Genomic DNA, 15,218 nt, shown 5'->3' on the forward strand with positions numbered 1-15,218 from the left:
TGGTTCAATGATTTAGTGATTGTGTCAACTATGTTAATTCTGTAAATCAAAGTACATTTTTTACCTAGAGGCATATGATGGTTTATAAAATTCTGGAGGGAATGACCAACATGTATTATGTTTCAAATCCGTATTCATATCCGTATTGGGCAAATACTTCGACTTATTCTTCCAATTATATGAATAGAACTCATGAGGAGAATGTTCAACCAGTATTTGATGTCCTGCTTAATGGAATAAAAAGAGAAGCAGAAGCCATTGAGCGATACAGACAGTTAGTTCATGTAGCTCCAAATGAAATGCATCAGAATGATATTTTGTCTGCATTAGAAAGAAAAAAAGCTCAACTGACTCAGTTAAACTATCTTTATATTCAACTTACTGGGACTGTTCCAGTATACGAACTCGAACAAATCTCGTTTGATGACTACAGAGATGGACTGCAAAAGGCGTATGAAGCTGAAGTAAAGGGATATGAAGAATATCAAAAAGGTTTTTCGCTTATTCAACATCCAATGATACAAAATGTATTTTTATGGGCATTAACGGGAGAACAAGAGAATGCTGAGAGTCTCAGGTTTTTAAGTGAAGAACTCTCCCCTCGTGTAACGGATTATGGAGGAAAACCTTTTGTTGTGGATATTAATGAAGCCACCAAGCAAAACGAAACCTTTCGAACTGCCCTTTGGACAGGAACTCATTTACAGGTAACCTTAATGAGCATTAATGTGGGAGAGGACATTGGCTTAGAAATACATCCTCATCTCGATCAGTTTCTAAGGGTTGAAGAAGGTGAAGGGATTGTTCGAATGGGGGCCCAGAAGGATAAGTTAGACTTTGAGAGAAAAGTAGCTGATGATTTTGCTATTATGATCCCAGCAGCTACATGGCATAATGTTATCAATACGGGGAATACACCACTTAAACTTTACTCGATCTACGCTCCTCCACAGCATCCTTTTGGAACCATTCATAAAACGAAGGCTGATGCAATGGCTGCTGAAGAAGAGCATTAGGCATACTGCAAAAAAGACATGACAACTCTGTCATGTCTTTTTTATGGTTTTTAAAGAAAATATCCAACCAATGCCCAACTCATAATAAATAGGAAGCCAATGGAAGCAGAAGAGTAAGTAATTAGATTCCTTATATCCTTCTTTTCTCGACTTAAATACTCTTGATAGGTGATCTCGCCCTTGGCAAACCTTACCCCATTTTCGCTCGGTTCAACCTCGTAAACCTGCCCTTCGTTGTCCTGCAAAATAATTTTTGTAATTAGCTCGATTGCACTAATTTGGTTTGCCTCTGCCTCTTTCTCCCCAAAATAAATGACTTTAACAGGTTGATAAATGGTATGCTTAATTATTTGTTCACTCAGTTTATACGCCTGTAATTCAAATGCATGATTAGAAACACACATAGTAAGCACCTCATTATTATTATATGTTTGAACCCTCCTTAGGTGAAGAGGCCAAAACTGGAATGTAATCCATTTAATAGTTAAGGGTTTTCTTTATAAGGTTCCTCATCCTAATCGAAAATTTATCTGCTTGTGTGGTATATTTTCGGTGTTTTTTATAGGAAGTTTTATACAATAGAACCCAAATTTTTATCAGGATGCTTATGTTTATTAGGAGAATTCTAATATTGAAAACGAAGCTTTATAAATCAAAAGAAGGTGGGGGTAAAATGAATAAGTGGATTACGTCATTTTTTCAATTAAGAAGAAACCCTTTAATGGCATTGTTCGGGAAGAAAAGGAATGGTAAGGGCTGGATATGGGGTTCATTATTAAGTTTAGGAGTTAGTGCAGCTGCTATTCGGTTAAGAAGAAATAAAAAGACACAATCTCCTGTTAATGAATGAATTTCATAATTATGAGCCCTACGGGCTCAAGGTTTTTTAGATACTAAAAAAGGAGTACCTCCCCAAATGTCGAAATGAGTAAGTGACCAAACCAACTCTAACGACTGGAGGAAGACTCCCTATGCCTATTATAAGACAAGGAAGCCTATTTAGCATTCAAGATTTATTCGATCTAGAACCTACCCAACGATATAATGCCATTTTCTCAACTATTGACATGGACACTGCTGTTTTTGCCGTCTCAAAAAAATCCTGGTTAGGTGCTCCAACAGAGTTGAATTACTCTGCGATGATCTATTCTTTGGTGGCTAGATTTATCGAGCGTATTCCTACAATCAAGGATCTTATTAAAAGACTTAAACATGATTTTATCTTTCGTCTTGAATGCGGATTTTTAGTTTCGGATCAGATTCCTTCTGAAGCTTCATATTCCCGTTTAATTGAGAAGCTATCAGAAACAAACGCCATTGAGAAAACTAAGGAATCCATTCTTCTTCATGCCATTGAAGAAGGTTTTGTTAATGATGAAAACATAGCGATTGATGCCACACATTTTGAAGCAAGGGATCATGCACCTGCCCAAGAAAAAAAACCAAAACCAGAACCGAAAAAGCGTGGCCGTAAAAAGAAAGAAGAAAAAGAACAATTTGATCAACAAAAACTCGAAGAACAGCTGAATATGACTCTTTACGAAAAGCCTATTTCCGCCCAACTTGATGTTTCCCTAGAAGAGCTCCGCTCAGAAATGCCTGTAGAACCCGCATGGGGGATTAAGAAAAACAGCGAAGGAAAAAACGAGTTCTGGTATGGATACAAAGCCCACCTTGCGGTTGGCTCGAAGAGTCAATATATTCTTCAATCCATTATGAGTTCTGGTAACTTGAATGATGGCAAGGCTGCGATACCTCTTTTAAAGGGTATTCAACAACTTCCGCTTTCTATTCAGTATGGCTCCATGGATGCAGGCTATGATTTTGTTCCAATCTATCAACAACTTTTTCGGATGGATGCTCACTCCATTATCGCTTATAACAAACGTGGTGAAGGTGAAATAGTTGGTTATGATCAACATTTCGCTCCTACTTGCGTCAGAGAGCACTCGTACCGCTATGATAGCTATGACAAGACATATAAATCTTTAAAATTTGTTCGGCCAAAAGAGTGTAAAGATTGTCCTTTAGCAAAAGACTCGTTATGTCAAAAAGTCTATAAAGTCAGAATCGAAACAGACCTCAGAAAATACACAGCACCAGCACGAGGTTCAGAAAAATGGAAAACCCTTTTCGCAGAAAGAACAGCTGTTGAACGGGTAAATGCGTATTTGAAAGAATTTTTCCAATTAGGTAATGTCCGTCATCGAAAGGGAAAAAAAGCAAAACTTCATTTTGATTTTGTCACACTTGTTTACAATGCTTCAAAATTAGCTGTAGACCGTATTAGAAAACAAATGGAAATCCAACAAAAACAAGTAGCTTAATTTTAAAAAAGTACAATTTCTCATTAGGGATTTTCTCGACTTTTTTAAAAGAAGGCAATTATGAAATTGATTCAGTTGATAAAAAGAAGAATTTTGAAGGCTATGCTGAATTAAGAAGAATTTTATTATTTATGTTCTATAGACATTTGGTAATTTTGTCTCAATTAGATAATTTTAAAGAGATTAGAAATATAGAAAGAAGACTGCCTTTATCTAATTTTATAGCTTATAATATCTTTGATATTCCAATATTGCTTTCATCATATAGAAGCATTGCTACTAATGAGGAAAGAGAAATCTTTAAAAATGATCTTATTAATTATTTTGGAACTATGACCGATGATCAGTTAGAGAGATTTGTTGGTTCATTTGAAAAACAAATAAATGAAATTTTTGAAAAGGAAAACATAAGGTATTTTAAAGAAAGTAAAGATTTAATGTAAGCCCGAATTATAAAAAATGCGCACCTACCGGTACGCATTACAAATAGCCGTAAATTCCGATTTTTTTAATCGAATTACGGCTTATTTCATATATATTCTACATTCTGCCTGAATCATTTTTGACCAGGGCATATATCGATCTAAAATCTCAGGATTTTGATGGATGTTGAGATTTGGTAGATCCGTTAATAGTTTCTTTATGTATTCATAGAAATCAACACCGTTACTTTTGGCTGTTTCTGCGATACTCAAACAGATGGCATTCGCTCGAGCACCAGCTTCGCTGACCGAAAATAACCAGTTTTTTCGACCTATAACGTTTGGTCGGATGGCGTTTTCGGCTGGATAATTATCGATTTCGATGCGCCCATCATTCAAGAATGCTCTGAGTCCATTTGCCCTGTTCAATGTGTATTCAGCTGCCTTCGCGAGGGCATTTTTTCCGAAGAACGGTGACGTTTCAACCCATTCAAGGAATTTATCAACAATTGGTTTCGAGTATTTTTGGCGTTGTTTTCTGCGCTTACTCGGAGACAAATGTTTAAATTTCCTTTCGAGTCTATATAAATCATCACAAAAGCTTACACCCGTTTGGCCATTTTTGCTGTCAGCTTTGAACCAATAACGACGAACATGCGCAAAACAATTTGCGAAGGAAACACCTTCCAACTTGTCATAGGCAGAATAACCATCACAAATAATTGTTCCAGAAAAACCTTCTATGAAACTCTCAAGTACAGATCGAGCCCGTGATAAAGCACTTTGAAAGAGCGTTATTGGAGGACCTTGGCATGGAACACTTCGATAAACCCAGTTATAGGCATTGGTTTGACCAGATTTTCCGTCAGATCGGTTGATGATTTGGCTATAAGTTTCGTCAACATGCAATAGAGATTTAGCCATCATCACTCGCTTCATTCGTTCGTAAATAGGCATTAACCAATCGTGTGATGCACGAATGACCCAATTGGAAAGGTTCTTGTCATTGGTATTCAGGCCATAACGGTCCCATTCCTTTACCTGACGGTAAAGTGGTAGGTATTGTGAAAATTTATCATATATTACTTTGGCAAGTACGCTAGGACTTGCGATGCTTCGTTGAATAGGAGGCTGTGGTGCTTTACCACGTTTTATTTGCGCCTTGTGAAATGTATCGCCTTTACAGTCTATACATCCAAGAGCGTGTTCAACGTGTTGAATTTTCTTCATTTTTGCGGGAATAAATTCTGCCTCTTCTCGTACAATTGTACTGCCAATTTCAATCATTTGTCCCTGGCAACAGTCACATAGCGTGTTTTCAGGATAATAGTGAATTGTTTCTACTTCGATGTCATCATGTAATGAATCATTTCGTTTTTTCTTTTGAATATTTCGTACAACAGTGTAAGAAATCGTCTGTTGGCTTTGTTCTCCTGGGGGCTCAGGATCATTAAAAGACGGATCATCTTCAAATAGTGACACTTGCCCATCCGGTGTATTGTACTTCGATTGTTCGGTTTTTGATCCATATAAAAGCTTAGTTAAATGGCGAACTTGCTCGGTTAACGCTTCAATTTGTTTTGATAAGTTTTTGTTTTGTTGATTCGAATGAGCCAATTGCTCTTCGAGCAGTTGGATTAATTTTTCATTCGTAGAAGAAGCGTTCGCCATATCATTCACCACTATTCGTTCAGTTTCGGTCTTTTTTATTATAACCAGCTCGAACAGTAGAATAAAGATAAAATTGGTAGCTTACTGAATTTAGAATACACCTTTTGATGATGGTTGGATCGCCTTTGGCTGCTGTAAGGATAATCCCTCAAGGAGCCATCGAACCTCCTGCTGAGAAAGTTTGCGTACTTCATTTTCGTCCTTAGGCCATTGCAGTTTACCTTTATCCAAACGTTTATAAAGCATGGCAAAGCCATCACCGTCGAAGTACAAACATTTATAGCGATCTTTACTCCACCCGGAAAATAAGAAAATCGAATCACTGTACGGATCCAGTTCGAAAGAATCCTGAATCAGTGTGGCCAATCCGTCAATACCTCTTCGCATATCGGTTCTCCCACAAATGATATAGATATTTTTCACGCTTGTATAATCATGCTTCATTGCTCTTCAACTCCCTCATAACGGCCTGAATGATGCGCTCATCTACGCCGTTGAAGAAGGATATTTCAACGTTTGCCGTTTTGATCGTGCAAACGCTATTTGATGGAGTTGGAGAAGTGGGTGTAACGAAATCTTTATTTTCAGCGTGGAGTGAAACGGGGACGATCGTTAATTTTTGTTTTGGCATAAGAAAAAGCACCTCCTTTAATTGATACATGTATCGTACCAAGAGGAGCTGCAGGTTTATATGCGTTGTTTGATTGGGGGCTTACGATTTAATTAGTTCTGTTTATCTCTTATACAATGATGATTTTTCAATTATCCAAGGGATTTATATAAAAGATAAGGATAACAATAAAGAAGAATTATTATCAGAATTAGTTAAAGACTATATGTCCTTTTTAGATGTTAGTATTGAACTATATGAAGAAATTGATATATTTATCGAAAGTATTGAAAAGAAAAAGATATTTACATTCATAAAAATGTTGGACTAAATTAAATAAAAAAAGCCTTGCTACATTCTTTTATGTAACAAGGCTTTTTTTGTATATTATGCGAACTCTACGAATGATGGTATTCAGATTTATAATATTCAAGGAATTGCTTGTTTTCAGGCTGATCTTTAGATTGTTTTATACCAACAAGAATTATGAAGTCAACAGACAACTTCAAGGAATCCTGGTTTAGAAATTGAACTATGCTTTCGTTAGAGCTCCCCCAAGACAGGGGGGTCATTTTAATGAAATCTTTGATATATTTTTTTTCTACATATGTTTTATGATGTATATGTTCACTATATAGCACATGGAAATTTTCTTTGAATTTTTGGAGTACATTTTCGTTAGAATAGTTATCCTTCTCACCTTGATAAAAACCATTTCGTAACTCTATTAGATAATTGGACCCTGGTACTACTTTAATTACCAGTCCATCGTCTCTGAGAATCCTGTTAAATTCAAAATAATTAGATGGTGAAAAGATATTAGTAATAATGTCGAATTGACCATTTTTATATGGAGTATTTGCTAGATCTCCAACACACCATATAATTTCCTTGCTGTGTGAAGAAGCAATGGAAATACCATCTTTGGAGATATCAATTCCAATTCCTTGTAAGTTATAATTACCACCACTTTTTAAATTTTTTATAATGCTTGATAAGTGGTATCCTTCTCCGCATCCTGCATCTAAGATTCTAACCTGTGAATTTTTGCTAGTATTTATTTTTTTCCTTATGAGTTGAGTTATTTTATCTATAATTGGGTTAAAGAACCCATATTGAGACACTATATATCTGGAATTCAGCATCTCTTTATTATAGTTTACTTTAACTGAACCTAGTAGAAAATTCACATAACCACGTTTAGATAAATCGAAACAATGGTTATTTTGACATATTAAGCTATAAGGATTCTTAATAAACATGTTACTATGACATTTTGGGCAGCTTAACATGTCTTTATTACTTATTAATAAATTCTTTGCTATATCTATTTTTTTCATAGTATCACCCTACTAATTAATGAGCATCAATCTTATTAATATATTTTCATCTTACTAATTAATAAGTACAATCAATTTGACGAATATATTATGGTATGAATTCATCTTTCGTTACTAATTAATTCGGCATTTCTAATTAAGAAAGATGCAACAAAAACCATAATCAAAGAAATTATAATAGAAATACTTATCATTAATAATGATGGAGATTCTAAAAAAATACTTCTCATAGCAGACACTTGATATGTAACTGGATTAAAATAAGCTACAACCTGACTATATGTTGGTGCTGTATACAAAGAATAAAAATTAGGTGCAGTCATAATTAAAGGAAGTATTAATAATCCAACAAGCATGTCTCTTTGTTGATAATTATCAATTCGTGTTGTTATTACAATTCCTAAGGAACACCAAAAACTAATACAGAATAAACCTATTACCATCATAAGAATATAATTCCAAACTGAGAATGTAATACCATATAGTAATAGTAATAAGCTTACTACTGTTCCTTGAACTAGAAACATAATTGCTGGATAAATTGTCATACCCAGAATATATGTTAGAGGAGAAACACCATTTATAAATTTGAGGGCAAGCAACCCCCATCTCTTATCAATTGTAGAGCGATAAATTGTATGTGCCATAAATTTAATTATCATCATAGCTAGTATTCCAGGAAGGGCAAACTGCATAAAATCAACTTGTGATCCATCTTCAATAGTAACATATTGATTAATACCTCTTAAACCTGCCATAAGAAAAACCATGTAAATAATTGGTTCTAAGAGTTGTCCATAACTTGATTTAATGTTATTAATATAAGCTTTAAATTCAATTTCAGCTATTACTAGTAATTTTGAAAACATAAAACTATTAGACTTTCTGACTCTATCTGGTATCAAGTTTAAAGTGGTATTCATATTTTTTTCGGTTTTCATTTTTACACAACTCCCTTCTTTTTAGTAAAGGACAAATATGCTTCTCTTAAACCAGGAAGGTTTCTTTTAACATCAATAACCCGGACATGACCTTCTAAGATAGAAATAATATCGCCTATCGAAAATCCTCTCCTAACTTTAATTTCTAATGGATAATTAGCTATAATACTAATGCAATTTGCCTTAATGGTATCCAATAAAATTTTATTTATTTCTCCCTCATAATCTATACAAATGATTTCTTCACCAGCAAAGCGGGTCAGAAATTCCTCTTTATTTTCTGAAGCTAGTATCGTTCCATCTGATAGTAGGAGTACTCTATCACAATATGTTTCCAAAAGAGCTAAGTCGTGAGAAGAAACTACAACAAGAGCACCCTCGCGAGACCTTAGATGAAGATAACTCAATAATTTTTCAGAGGATTCTGCATCTAACCCAGTTGTAGGCTCATCTAATATTATTACAAAGGGATTATGAACAAGAGAACGGGCTATCTGAACCCTTTGTTGTTGACCACCCGATAAAGCATCAGGTTGCCGATAAGTATACTCTTTTAGGCCAACTAGTTCTAGGCTCTCTAATGTCTTTTCATGGGCAGCTGCTTTTGAATATCCAGCTAATCTTGCTCCTAAAAAGACATTATCATAGACTGAAAGATACCAATCTATAACTTGTCTTTGACTGCTCCAACCAATATTGTAAAAAGGATTCTTGTTGTCTATTTGTTCAGAGTTATAGTAAACTTCCCCTACAGTAGGCTCCAATAAACCGCATATACTGTGAATAAAGGTTGATTTACCTGCTCCGTTAGAACCGATAAGAGCAACAAATTCACCTTTTTTTAAAGTAATATTTATTCCCCTAATTGCCCAATTCTCACTATTATATTGTTTACCTAAATTATTAGTTTGAATAACCCACTGATTTTTATTCAACTATACCAACTCCTTTCTGATATCAATTAAATCACTAAGAAAAGTTTCGGTGTTATGATACCTATACTCATGATCCTCAGAGGTACTTTTAGATATTAGGTTTTTTAATTTACTAGGGATGAAAGGAGGAAGAACTCCTCTATTCCATGCTTCTAATATAATCTTCTTATCTATTACTGAATCTAAACTCAATTCTAAGAATTCCATATATTTAGACGGCATTATAAGGATATGAATCATAGAACCAATAGCATAAATATCGTGACTTAAATCTGGTGGGACAACTGTTTGTTTTAAACTGTAGATCCTTTTAGGACAGAAACCTGGTGTTCCCACTGCTATCAAAGGGGGACCTTCTGTTTTTTTATAGGCGAATTCAAGGTCTATTACAAAACATTCTCCTTTATCATTTAGAACTATATTGTCCAATGACAAGTCCCTTAGAATTATTCCATCAGCATGAAGTTTAACAAGTTGTTCCGTTATGGTAATCATTAAATTTAAAATATCTTTTATTTCAAAATTTTTATTTTCTTTAACTAATTGTTTTAAAGACTTATGACCTTTATCTTCCATTACAACATAAAAATTATCATTCATATAAAAAGTTTCGTAGACATGTGGAAATATATTGTTTGATTTGGAGAGTTTATCCAATAATTTCACTTCCCATTGTAATCGAGTTCTAGCATCTGTCCCAGTAACTTCGACTTCTCCTTGGAAGAGTCCCTCTTTTAAAATTTTTACCTTTTTATCATCTGTAGACAAATCAATAACTCTATAAACGCCACCTTTACCACGCTTTCTCAAAACTTCTATAACAACATAATTTTTGGGTAATTGGTCAATACTATTTTCTTCATATTTCTCAAATGGATTTATTACCCAATCAGGAACAGCAAGGCCACTACTCCTTGTGTCTTCGACAAGGCTTCCATTTGGCATTACTAAGTGATTCTTCGGTATCTTTCTGTTTTCTTCATTTCCTCTTATTTCACCATATCGATAGAATATAAGGCTTTGAGGAAAACATGGTTTGTCTGATGGAATTTTTGGCCCACTAAAAACTTTAGTCCTTTGATCAAGAATAGTAGAAAGGTTTATAGCCATTCCTGGGTCTTCGGGGTAAACTGTTATAAACTTCCCAATTTGTGAATAACCATATAATCCTCTGTTCAACATAAGAAGTTCTTCTATACTTGAAATTATCTTGTAAGGGATATTGTATTCATGAAAGTAGGGAAGTACAATTTGAGCTATATCTATGCAGTTTATAATTGTTGCGGATATATGTAGTTTAAATCCTTGGCTAGGTAAATAATCAAATCTTATATCTTTTGGATATAACCAAATAGTGTCGGTACTTCGTTCTAAATTAAAATCATTAATAAAATTATTAAATATTGTCTCTAGTTCAAGTAAACTATATTCATTCATAACCATTTAATAGTTAAATCCCCCTTTAAAAATTTCAAGGTTATTTGAACGTGCAAGTATATATAAACCGTGTGCATAAATCATTGCTAAGGAACCAGGTTTTTCAATCCCTAAATTCCTAAACAGAGATGCTAATTCTGAAACAGTTGGTCGTATACCTTGGGGCACCTGAAATGAAGAAACTATGAAGTCGTAATATCTTAACCAATCACTAGGGGTTAAAGAAGAATTTTGATTATAGTTCTTTGTAAAATTATTTAGTTTCTGTTTCATTTCTACTTCATGTAGACAGCTCTCATTCCTCATTTAACCTCTCCTTTATGAATTCTCCAATTTTTTTATAAATTTCTAATCCATTAAATTCAGAATAAAAATAGTGACCTAGAGTCCTAAATTCTTCATAGTAGAAAATTTTATTGTATTTTTCTAGTTCTTCCTTAAGAATATATGCTTGCTCTATAGGACAATGGTTATCTTTTGCACCGTGTATTATAAGAAGAGGAGTTTCTAAATGCTTAATATCTTTAATTGCACTCAACTCTTCTAATTTATCTGTATCAGATATTTTTTCTAATAATATTCTAGCGCCAGATGTTCTATACATTCTTTCTAGATCTATGAATCCAGCCCAATTTATGACACCTTTCCATAAGCTAGGGTATTGGAGTGCAGTTTTCATAGCCAAATATGCCCCGTAGCTGTACCCTAAAACAAAGATACTATTCTTGTTAACTTTCCAATTTTTTAATAAGTAATCATAACCATGAAATACATCAAAGACATCATCTGAACCCCACTTCATAAGAGCGTGTTTAAAACTTGAACCATATCCTGTACTTCCTCTAACATTTAACTGTAAAACAATAATGTTTAAATTAACTAAATAGTTAACCAAAGGATTATAGTTCATAAGCCATTGTGAATGTGGACCACCATGTAACATTAGAACTGCTGGTGCATTTGCCACTTCGTTTGAATTGTAGTTTACTATTGCTGGTATTTTAAGCCCATCAAGGGATTCATAATAGATATGCTCCTTATTTACCCTATTATTGTGTATTACTAAGTTTTTGTTTTCTACCAATTCAACAATTGAGTTTTCAATTAGGTTATAATTGAATAGTTTAGGAGGATTGTCGACAGTTGACATACTTATTAATAAATCATGTTCTTCATTAGTGAGAGCTATCCAATGAATAACACCTACTGGGATGTTAGGTCGTCTTAGTTCGCCATTTTCAATATTTATTAAAACAATCTCTGATGTTGCTTTATTTGTAGAAACAGATATTAAAAAATTTCTGCTCATGCAAACACCACTTAAATCTAATTCTAAATTATTAAATAATTTAACGTTCCCACTTTCTAAATCTAGAATGCCTGGGAATACATATTCTCCACCTGAACTATTAAAAATTATACTTTTATTATCCTGAGAAAAGTCTATAAACAATTCACTGGAATTTTTTTCAGAAGAATATAAAAGATAATCTCGTTCCTCAGTTAGGCTATAGATCAATATACCTTGTCCGTGATTATTATTTAGACTAGCTGTGTATATAATCCAACCATCCATACCCTTCATAAATTTCCCATTTGATATAGGTAACACTGAATTTGTTATTTGTCTTAATTTTTTTTCAATTAAGTTGAAGGTCCATAAATTCACCCGATTTGTTACATACCCCATAAGCATTAGAATTGTTCCACTATCATTTACATCAATCGGAAAAAAATTATATGGACTACTTAATTCTTCTTGAACTGTCAATTGAAGTATGTCAAAAGAGTACAATACTGAAGTTTCATCATTGAAAAGGTAGATTACATTATTTGAAGTACACCAACAAGGAGGATATTCTGGGTTTGTAGGTACATGTCCTGAGGATATTTTTTTTATTACTTTATTTTTCAAATTATATATATAGAGTTCAAAGACTCCACTTTCGTCATAATAAAAAGCTATCAAATCTTTATTAGGACTAATAGAAGGGAGTAGCATTGATGGTTTAATAAATTCACTTATATCCATTTTTAGTCTCCTTTTATTAAAATTAGAGATGCCCAATATTTCAGCATCCCTAATCCACCTTACTATTTAGGACAAGTAGAACTATGAGCACCTGAAAGTGCTGCAGAAACCACACTCTGTTCAAATCCTAATTTTTGGAGATCAATTGAGTTTCGGCTTACTAATGCACTATACTCATGCGACAGAAGATTGTAACTTTTAAGTGCCTCAACAGAATTATCAAGGAATTCTGCTGCAAAGTTTAAATCTGTTTGCAAGCGAGATACAACTTTTTGCATATCTACCGACATTTAAATCACCTCCCATCAAATGGATTTTATGTTAAATCTTTGATGATGTTGATAATATTACTATATTTAGATTATATTGTATATAATATTCTGAATTATTTTAATATAATTACAATAGGTTAAACGAAGAAATATTATGTTTTTATTAAAAATTGTTCTTAACTCCTTGTAGGGGTCCTACCAACAAAAAGCGTAAAACATACTCTAAGTAAATTTCGACATAAAAAAGCCGAGTTTTCCTAAGCTAAGGAATACTCGGCTTTTGTTTTGTTCAATATTCGTTTCAAAACTAAATAAAATTATTAAGCCTCGCTACATTCTTTTATATAACAAGGCTTTTTTATATTAAGCGAACTATACGAATGATGGTATTCTTAGCTCAGGCCCACTTTTCTTTAAGAGAATATCTTTACTATCTCTCCAAATAATAACTAGGATAATAGAATGATATTTATCGTCACACCTCTAAGTCTTTATGATCATTTTGTATGCTAGAAAATATGCACATGGAATAAAATGTAATAATAATCTATAATTTGTATAAACTGATAAGTTGGAGGTCGGGAGTTATGATGGTTTTCGGAAAAAAGTTTTCAATTAAGTTACTAATTTCTTCAGTTTTATTAGGTTTAACTCTGTGTATAGCTCCAATTAATTCACATGCTGCACGTACAACTGATTGTACTACTGGGGTATTACAATGCCGTGGTGTATATTTGGAACGGGGAGACCAGGCTGCAAGTACTACTAGTTTATATTTTTCTAAGGGCAGTGTAATTACCTATGGGGCAAAAAATAATTATTCTACCCTAGGTCAATTTCAAGTATCGGTTAACCTCTGGAGAACTAGCCCATTGACAAAAGTTGCAAGTCAAATTGTACCCTTTGGTGGGGATAAAACTTTCTACTTCCCAGTAAGTGAATCTGGTAACTATGCTGTTGTACTTCAAAGTGGAGACTCATCACAAGGAAGATCGTACGCTTTTGGTTGGTTAAAAGAATAAAATATAGTATAAAGGACAGGTAAACACTGTCCTTTATTTGTAATGAAAAAATTGTATTTTTACGGTGGTTGATAAATGCTAACATTTCTTTAACATATTTTTTATATACTTAATGAATTAGCTATTTCAAGTATTTTCTCTTTTTCAAGGTCTTTGTTATGGAAGTGCAAAACTATATAATAATAAAGGTTCCCCTTTTTAAAGGACAGCATTGTATGTAGGTCCGGATGAGGATTTTCATTAATGTATACTTCTGTACCATTTTTTGTATGAAAAGTGTATCCTCCTTTAAACTTACCTAATGTCTTTAAAGTAACTACAACACTGAGAAAATCACCTGAAAAATCCTCACCTGAATACTCATACGTTACTTTTGAATTTTTTTCTTCGAACTTTCCGTACTTATATTTAACTTTAAAAGGGATACTTTTAGGAAGTTCTATTTTTGATTTAAATCTTTCTTCAAATTCCTTGGTTGCCTCTTTAAAGGTGGTATATCCCTCTACTTCATATATTTCCTCTACTGTCATAGGTTTTTTTGAATGGACTTTATCACTTCCATTAGCATAACCAGTGTTACATAAAGTAAAAAATAGTAACGATAAACAAATTGAAATCTTTTTTAGTGTTTTCATCTTATTACCTCCGTTTAGGATTATGGTTATCCATTAATTTGAATAATATACCTATTCCAATATCTTAATGGGAAAAGTGACTTTTAAAAAAATACCGTCTTCAATTTACCTGACTCATTTACACAAAGAGGAAAAAGATCGTAGTATGAAAAGATCCTCCTATATTTTCGACAAAAAGCCTTAACATGGTAATAGAGTGGAAGTATTGTAAGGAACATTCATGGTTGTAATGGTCAACCACCCCGGAAATACGGGGAAATCATTTTCCCCATATTTCGTATGCTTGAAGCAGAATTTGAATGATAGGAGCTAAACTTACATTCCCTATTAACATAATCATTGGAGCCAATAAAAATATATTGGTTGAAACCTTCAAACTAAAGCCTTTCTTTGTTTTCTTTAACTCAATATTCAACATCATATAACTCATATTACCACCCTTTCTGTTTATTCTTTTTGGAGATTTTATAAAACTCCTTGTACCTTATAAGGCAATTATTTAAAAAAATTCTGGTAGAGAGGTAGTAACCTGTTCTAACTACCAATTACGATGGCGAG

General features: G+C 33.4%; 19 protein-coding genes. 6 read left to right on the top strand and 13 right to left on the bottom strand.

Annotation, left to right across the window (positions count from 1 at the left end; all coding sequences use genetic code 11):
• The first annotated feature begins 110 nt into the window (after positions 1-110).
• Positions 111-1,016 (top strand): cupin domain-containing protein, encoded by a 906-nt coding sequence (locus tag MKX65_RS20710; protein WP_340905371.1) that lies wholly within the window; start codon positions 111-113, stop codon positions 1,014-1,016.
• A gap of 50 nt (positions 1,017-1,066) precedes the next feature.
• On the opposite strand, the gene MKX65_RS20715 is transcribed toward MKX65_RS20710, so the two are convergent.
• The gene (locus MKX65_RS20715; RefSeq protein ID WP_340905373.1) at positions 1,067-1,420 is read right to left on the bottom strand and encodes a hypothetical protein; all 354 of its coding nucleotides are present in this window, start codon (positions 1,418-1,420) and stop codon (positions 1,067-1,069) included.
• 227 nt (positions 1,421-1,647) lie between these two features.
• On the opposite strand from MKX65_RS20715, the gene MKX65_RS20720 reads away from it, so the two are divergent.
• The 3 genes from MKX65_RS20720 to MKX65_RS20730 all read left to right on the top strand — a co-directional run bounded on the left by MKX65_RS20720 (position 1,648) and on the right by MKX65_RS20730 (position 3,786).
• Positions 1,648-1,866 carry a hypothetical protein gene (locus MKX65_RS20720; RefSeq protein WP_340905375.1) on the top strand — a complete coding sequence of 73 codons (219 nt, stop codon included), beginning with the start codon at positions 1,648-1,650 and terminating at the stop codon, positions 1,864-1,866.
• Between the two features lie 121 nt (positions 1,867-1,987).
• The gene (locus tag MKX65_RS20725) at positions 1,988-3,343 is read left to right on the top strand and encodes a transposase (protein ID WP_340903269.1); all 1,356 of its coding nucleotides are present in this window, start codon (positions 1,988-1,990) and stop codon (positions 3,341-3,343) included.
• A gap of 155 nt (positions 3,344-3,498) precedes the next feature.
• Positions 3,499-3,786, top strand: coding sequence for a hypothetical protein (locus MKX65_RS20730; protein WP_340905377.1), 288 nt, complete (start codon positions 3,499-3,501; stop codon positions 3,784-3,786).
• A gap of 81 nt (positions 3,787-3,867) precedes the next feature.
• Here MKX65_RS20730 and tnpC read toward each other — a convergent pair whose 3' ends face one another.
• The 3 genes from tnpC to MKX65_RS20745 form a co-directional block, all read right to left on the bottom strand.
• Complete coding sequence (gene tnpC / locus MKX65_RS20735) at positions 3,868-5,436, bottom strand: IS66 family transposase (RefSeq protein WP_340905379.1); 1,569 nt, start codon at positions 5,434-5,436, stop codon at positions 3,868-3,870.
• A 90-nt stretch (positions 5,437-5,526) separates the two neighbouring features.
• Complete coding sequence (gene tnpB, locus MKX65_RS20740; protein WP_340903959.1) at positions 5,527-5,880, bottom strand: IS66 family insertion sequence element accessory protein TnpB; 354 nt, start codon at positions 5,878-5,880, stop codon at positions 5,527-5,529.
• Entirely contained in the window at positions 5,870-6,067 is a 198-nt protein-coding gene (locus tag MKX65_RS20745) for a hypothetical protein (RefSeq protein WP_340903957.1), read from the bottom strand. Before MKX65_RS20745 ends, tnpB begins: the two co-directional genes overlap by 11 nt.
• Before the next feature lie 73 nt (positions 6,068-6,140).
• Between MKX65_RS20745 and MKX65_RS20750 the strand changes: the two genes are divergently transcribed.
• Positions 6,141-6,377 carry a hypothetical protein gene (locus MKX65_RS20750; protein WP_340905380.1) on the top strand — a complete coding sequence of 79 codons (237 nt, stop codon included), beginning with the start codon at positions 6,141-6,143 and terminating at the stop codon, positions 6,375-6,377.
• 67 nt (positions 6,378-6,444) lie between these two features.
• On the opposite strand, the gene MKX65_RS20755 is transcribed toward MKX65_RS20750, so the two are convergent.
• The 7 genes from MKX65_RS20755 to MKX65_RS20785 all read right to left on the bottom strand — a co-directional run bounded on the left by MKX65_RS20755 (position 6,445) and on the right by MKX65_RS20785 (position 13,021).
• Positions 6,445-7,386 carry a methyltransferase domain-containing protein gene (locus MKX65_RS20755; RefSeq protein WP_340905381.1) on the bottom strand — a complete coding sequence of 314 codons (942 nt, stop codon included), beginning with the start codon at positions 7,384-7,386 and terminating at the stop codon, positions 6,445-6,447.
• Positions 7,387-7,487: 101 nt separating this feature from the next.
• Positions 7,488-8,327: an ABC transporter permease gene (locus tag MKX65_RS20760; protein ID WP_251523244.1), complete on the bottom strand. Its 840-nt coding sequence runs from the start codon at positions 8,325-8,327 to the stop codon at positions 7,488-7,490.
• 2 nt (positions 8,328-8,329) lie between these two features.
• The gene (locus MKX65_RS20765) at positions 8,330-9,262 is read right to left on the bottom strand and encodes an ABC transporter ATP-binding protein (RefSeq protein ID WP_340905384.1); all 933 of its coding nucleotides are present in this window, start codon (positions 9,260-9,262) and stop codon (positions 8,330-8,332) included.
• Positions 9,263-10,705 (bottom strand): class III lanthionine synthetase LanKC N-terminal domain-containing protein, encoded by a 1,443-nt coding sequence (locus tag MKX65_RS20770; RefSeq protein ID WP_340905386.1) that lies wholly within the window; start codon positions 10,703-10,705, stop codon positions 9,263-9,265.
• A complete protein-coding gene (locus MKX65_RS20775) occupies positions 10,706-11,005 on the bottom strand; it encodes a hypothetical protein (RefSeq protein ID WP_340905387.1) in 300 nt (99 codons plus the stop codon).
• Entirely contained in the window at positions 10,995-12,731 is a 1,737-nt protein-coding gene (locus MKX65_RS20780; protein WP_340905389.1) for a S9 family peptidase, read from the bottom strand. The genes MKX65_RS20775 and MKX65_RS20780 overlap by 11 nt, the downstream gene beginning before the upstream one ends.
• Before the next feature lie 62 nt (positions 12,732-12,793).
• Positions 12,794-13,021 carry a hypothetical protein gene (locus tag MKX65_RS20785; protein WP_340905391.1) on the bottom strand — a complete coding sequence of 76 codons (228 nt, stop codon included), beginning with the start codon at positions 13,019-13,021 and terminating at the stop codon, positions 12,794-12,796.
• A gap of 569 nt (positions 13,022-13,590) precedes the next feature.
• Here MKX65_RS20785 and MKX65_RS20790 point away from each other — a divergent pair.
• Entirely contained in the window at positions 13,591-14,025 is a 435-nt protein-coding gene (locus tag MKX65_RS20790) for a hypothetical protein (protein WP_340905393.1), read from the top strand.
• A gap of 101 nt (positions 14,026-14,126) precedes the next feature.
• Here MKX65_RS20790 and MKX65_RS20795 read toward each other — a convergent pair whose 3' ends face one another.
• Together MKX65_RS20795 and MKX65_RS20800 are read right to left on the bottom strand one after the other, a co-directional pair.
• Positions 14,127-14,660 (bottom strand): hypothetical protein, encoded by a 534-nt coding sequence (locus MKX65_RS20795; RefSeq protein WP_340905394.1) that lies wholly within the window; start codon positions 14,658-14,660, stop codon positions 14,127-14,129.
• Positions 14,661-14,919: 259 nt separating this feature from the next.
• Positions 14,920-15,090, bottom strand: coding sequence for a hypothetical protein (locus tag MKX65_RS20800; protein ID WP_340905396.1), 171 nt, complete (start codon positions 15,088-15,090; stop codon positions 14,920-14,922).
• Between the last annotated feature and the right edge of the window lie 128 nt (positions 15,091-15,218).

It is taken from the genome of Robertmurraya sp. FSL R5-0851, assembly GCF_038002965.1.
Lineage (GTDB): Bacteria > Bacillota > Bacilli > Bacillales > Cytobacillaceae > Robertmurraya_A > Robertmurraya_A beringensis.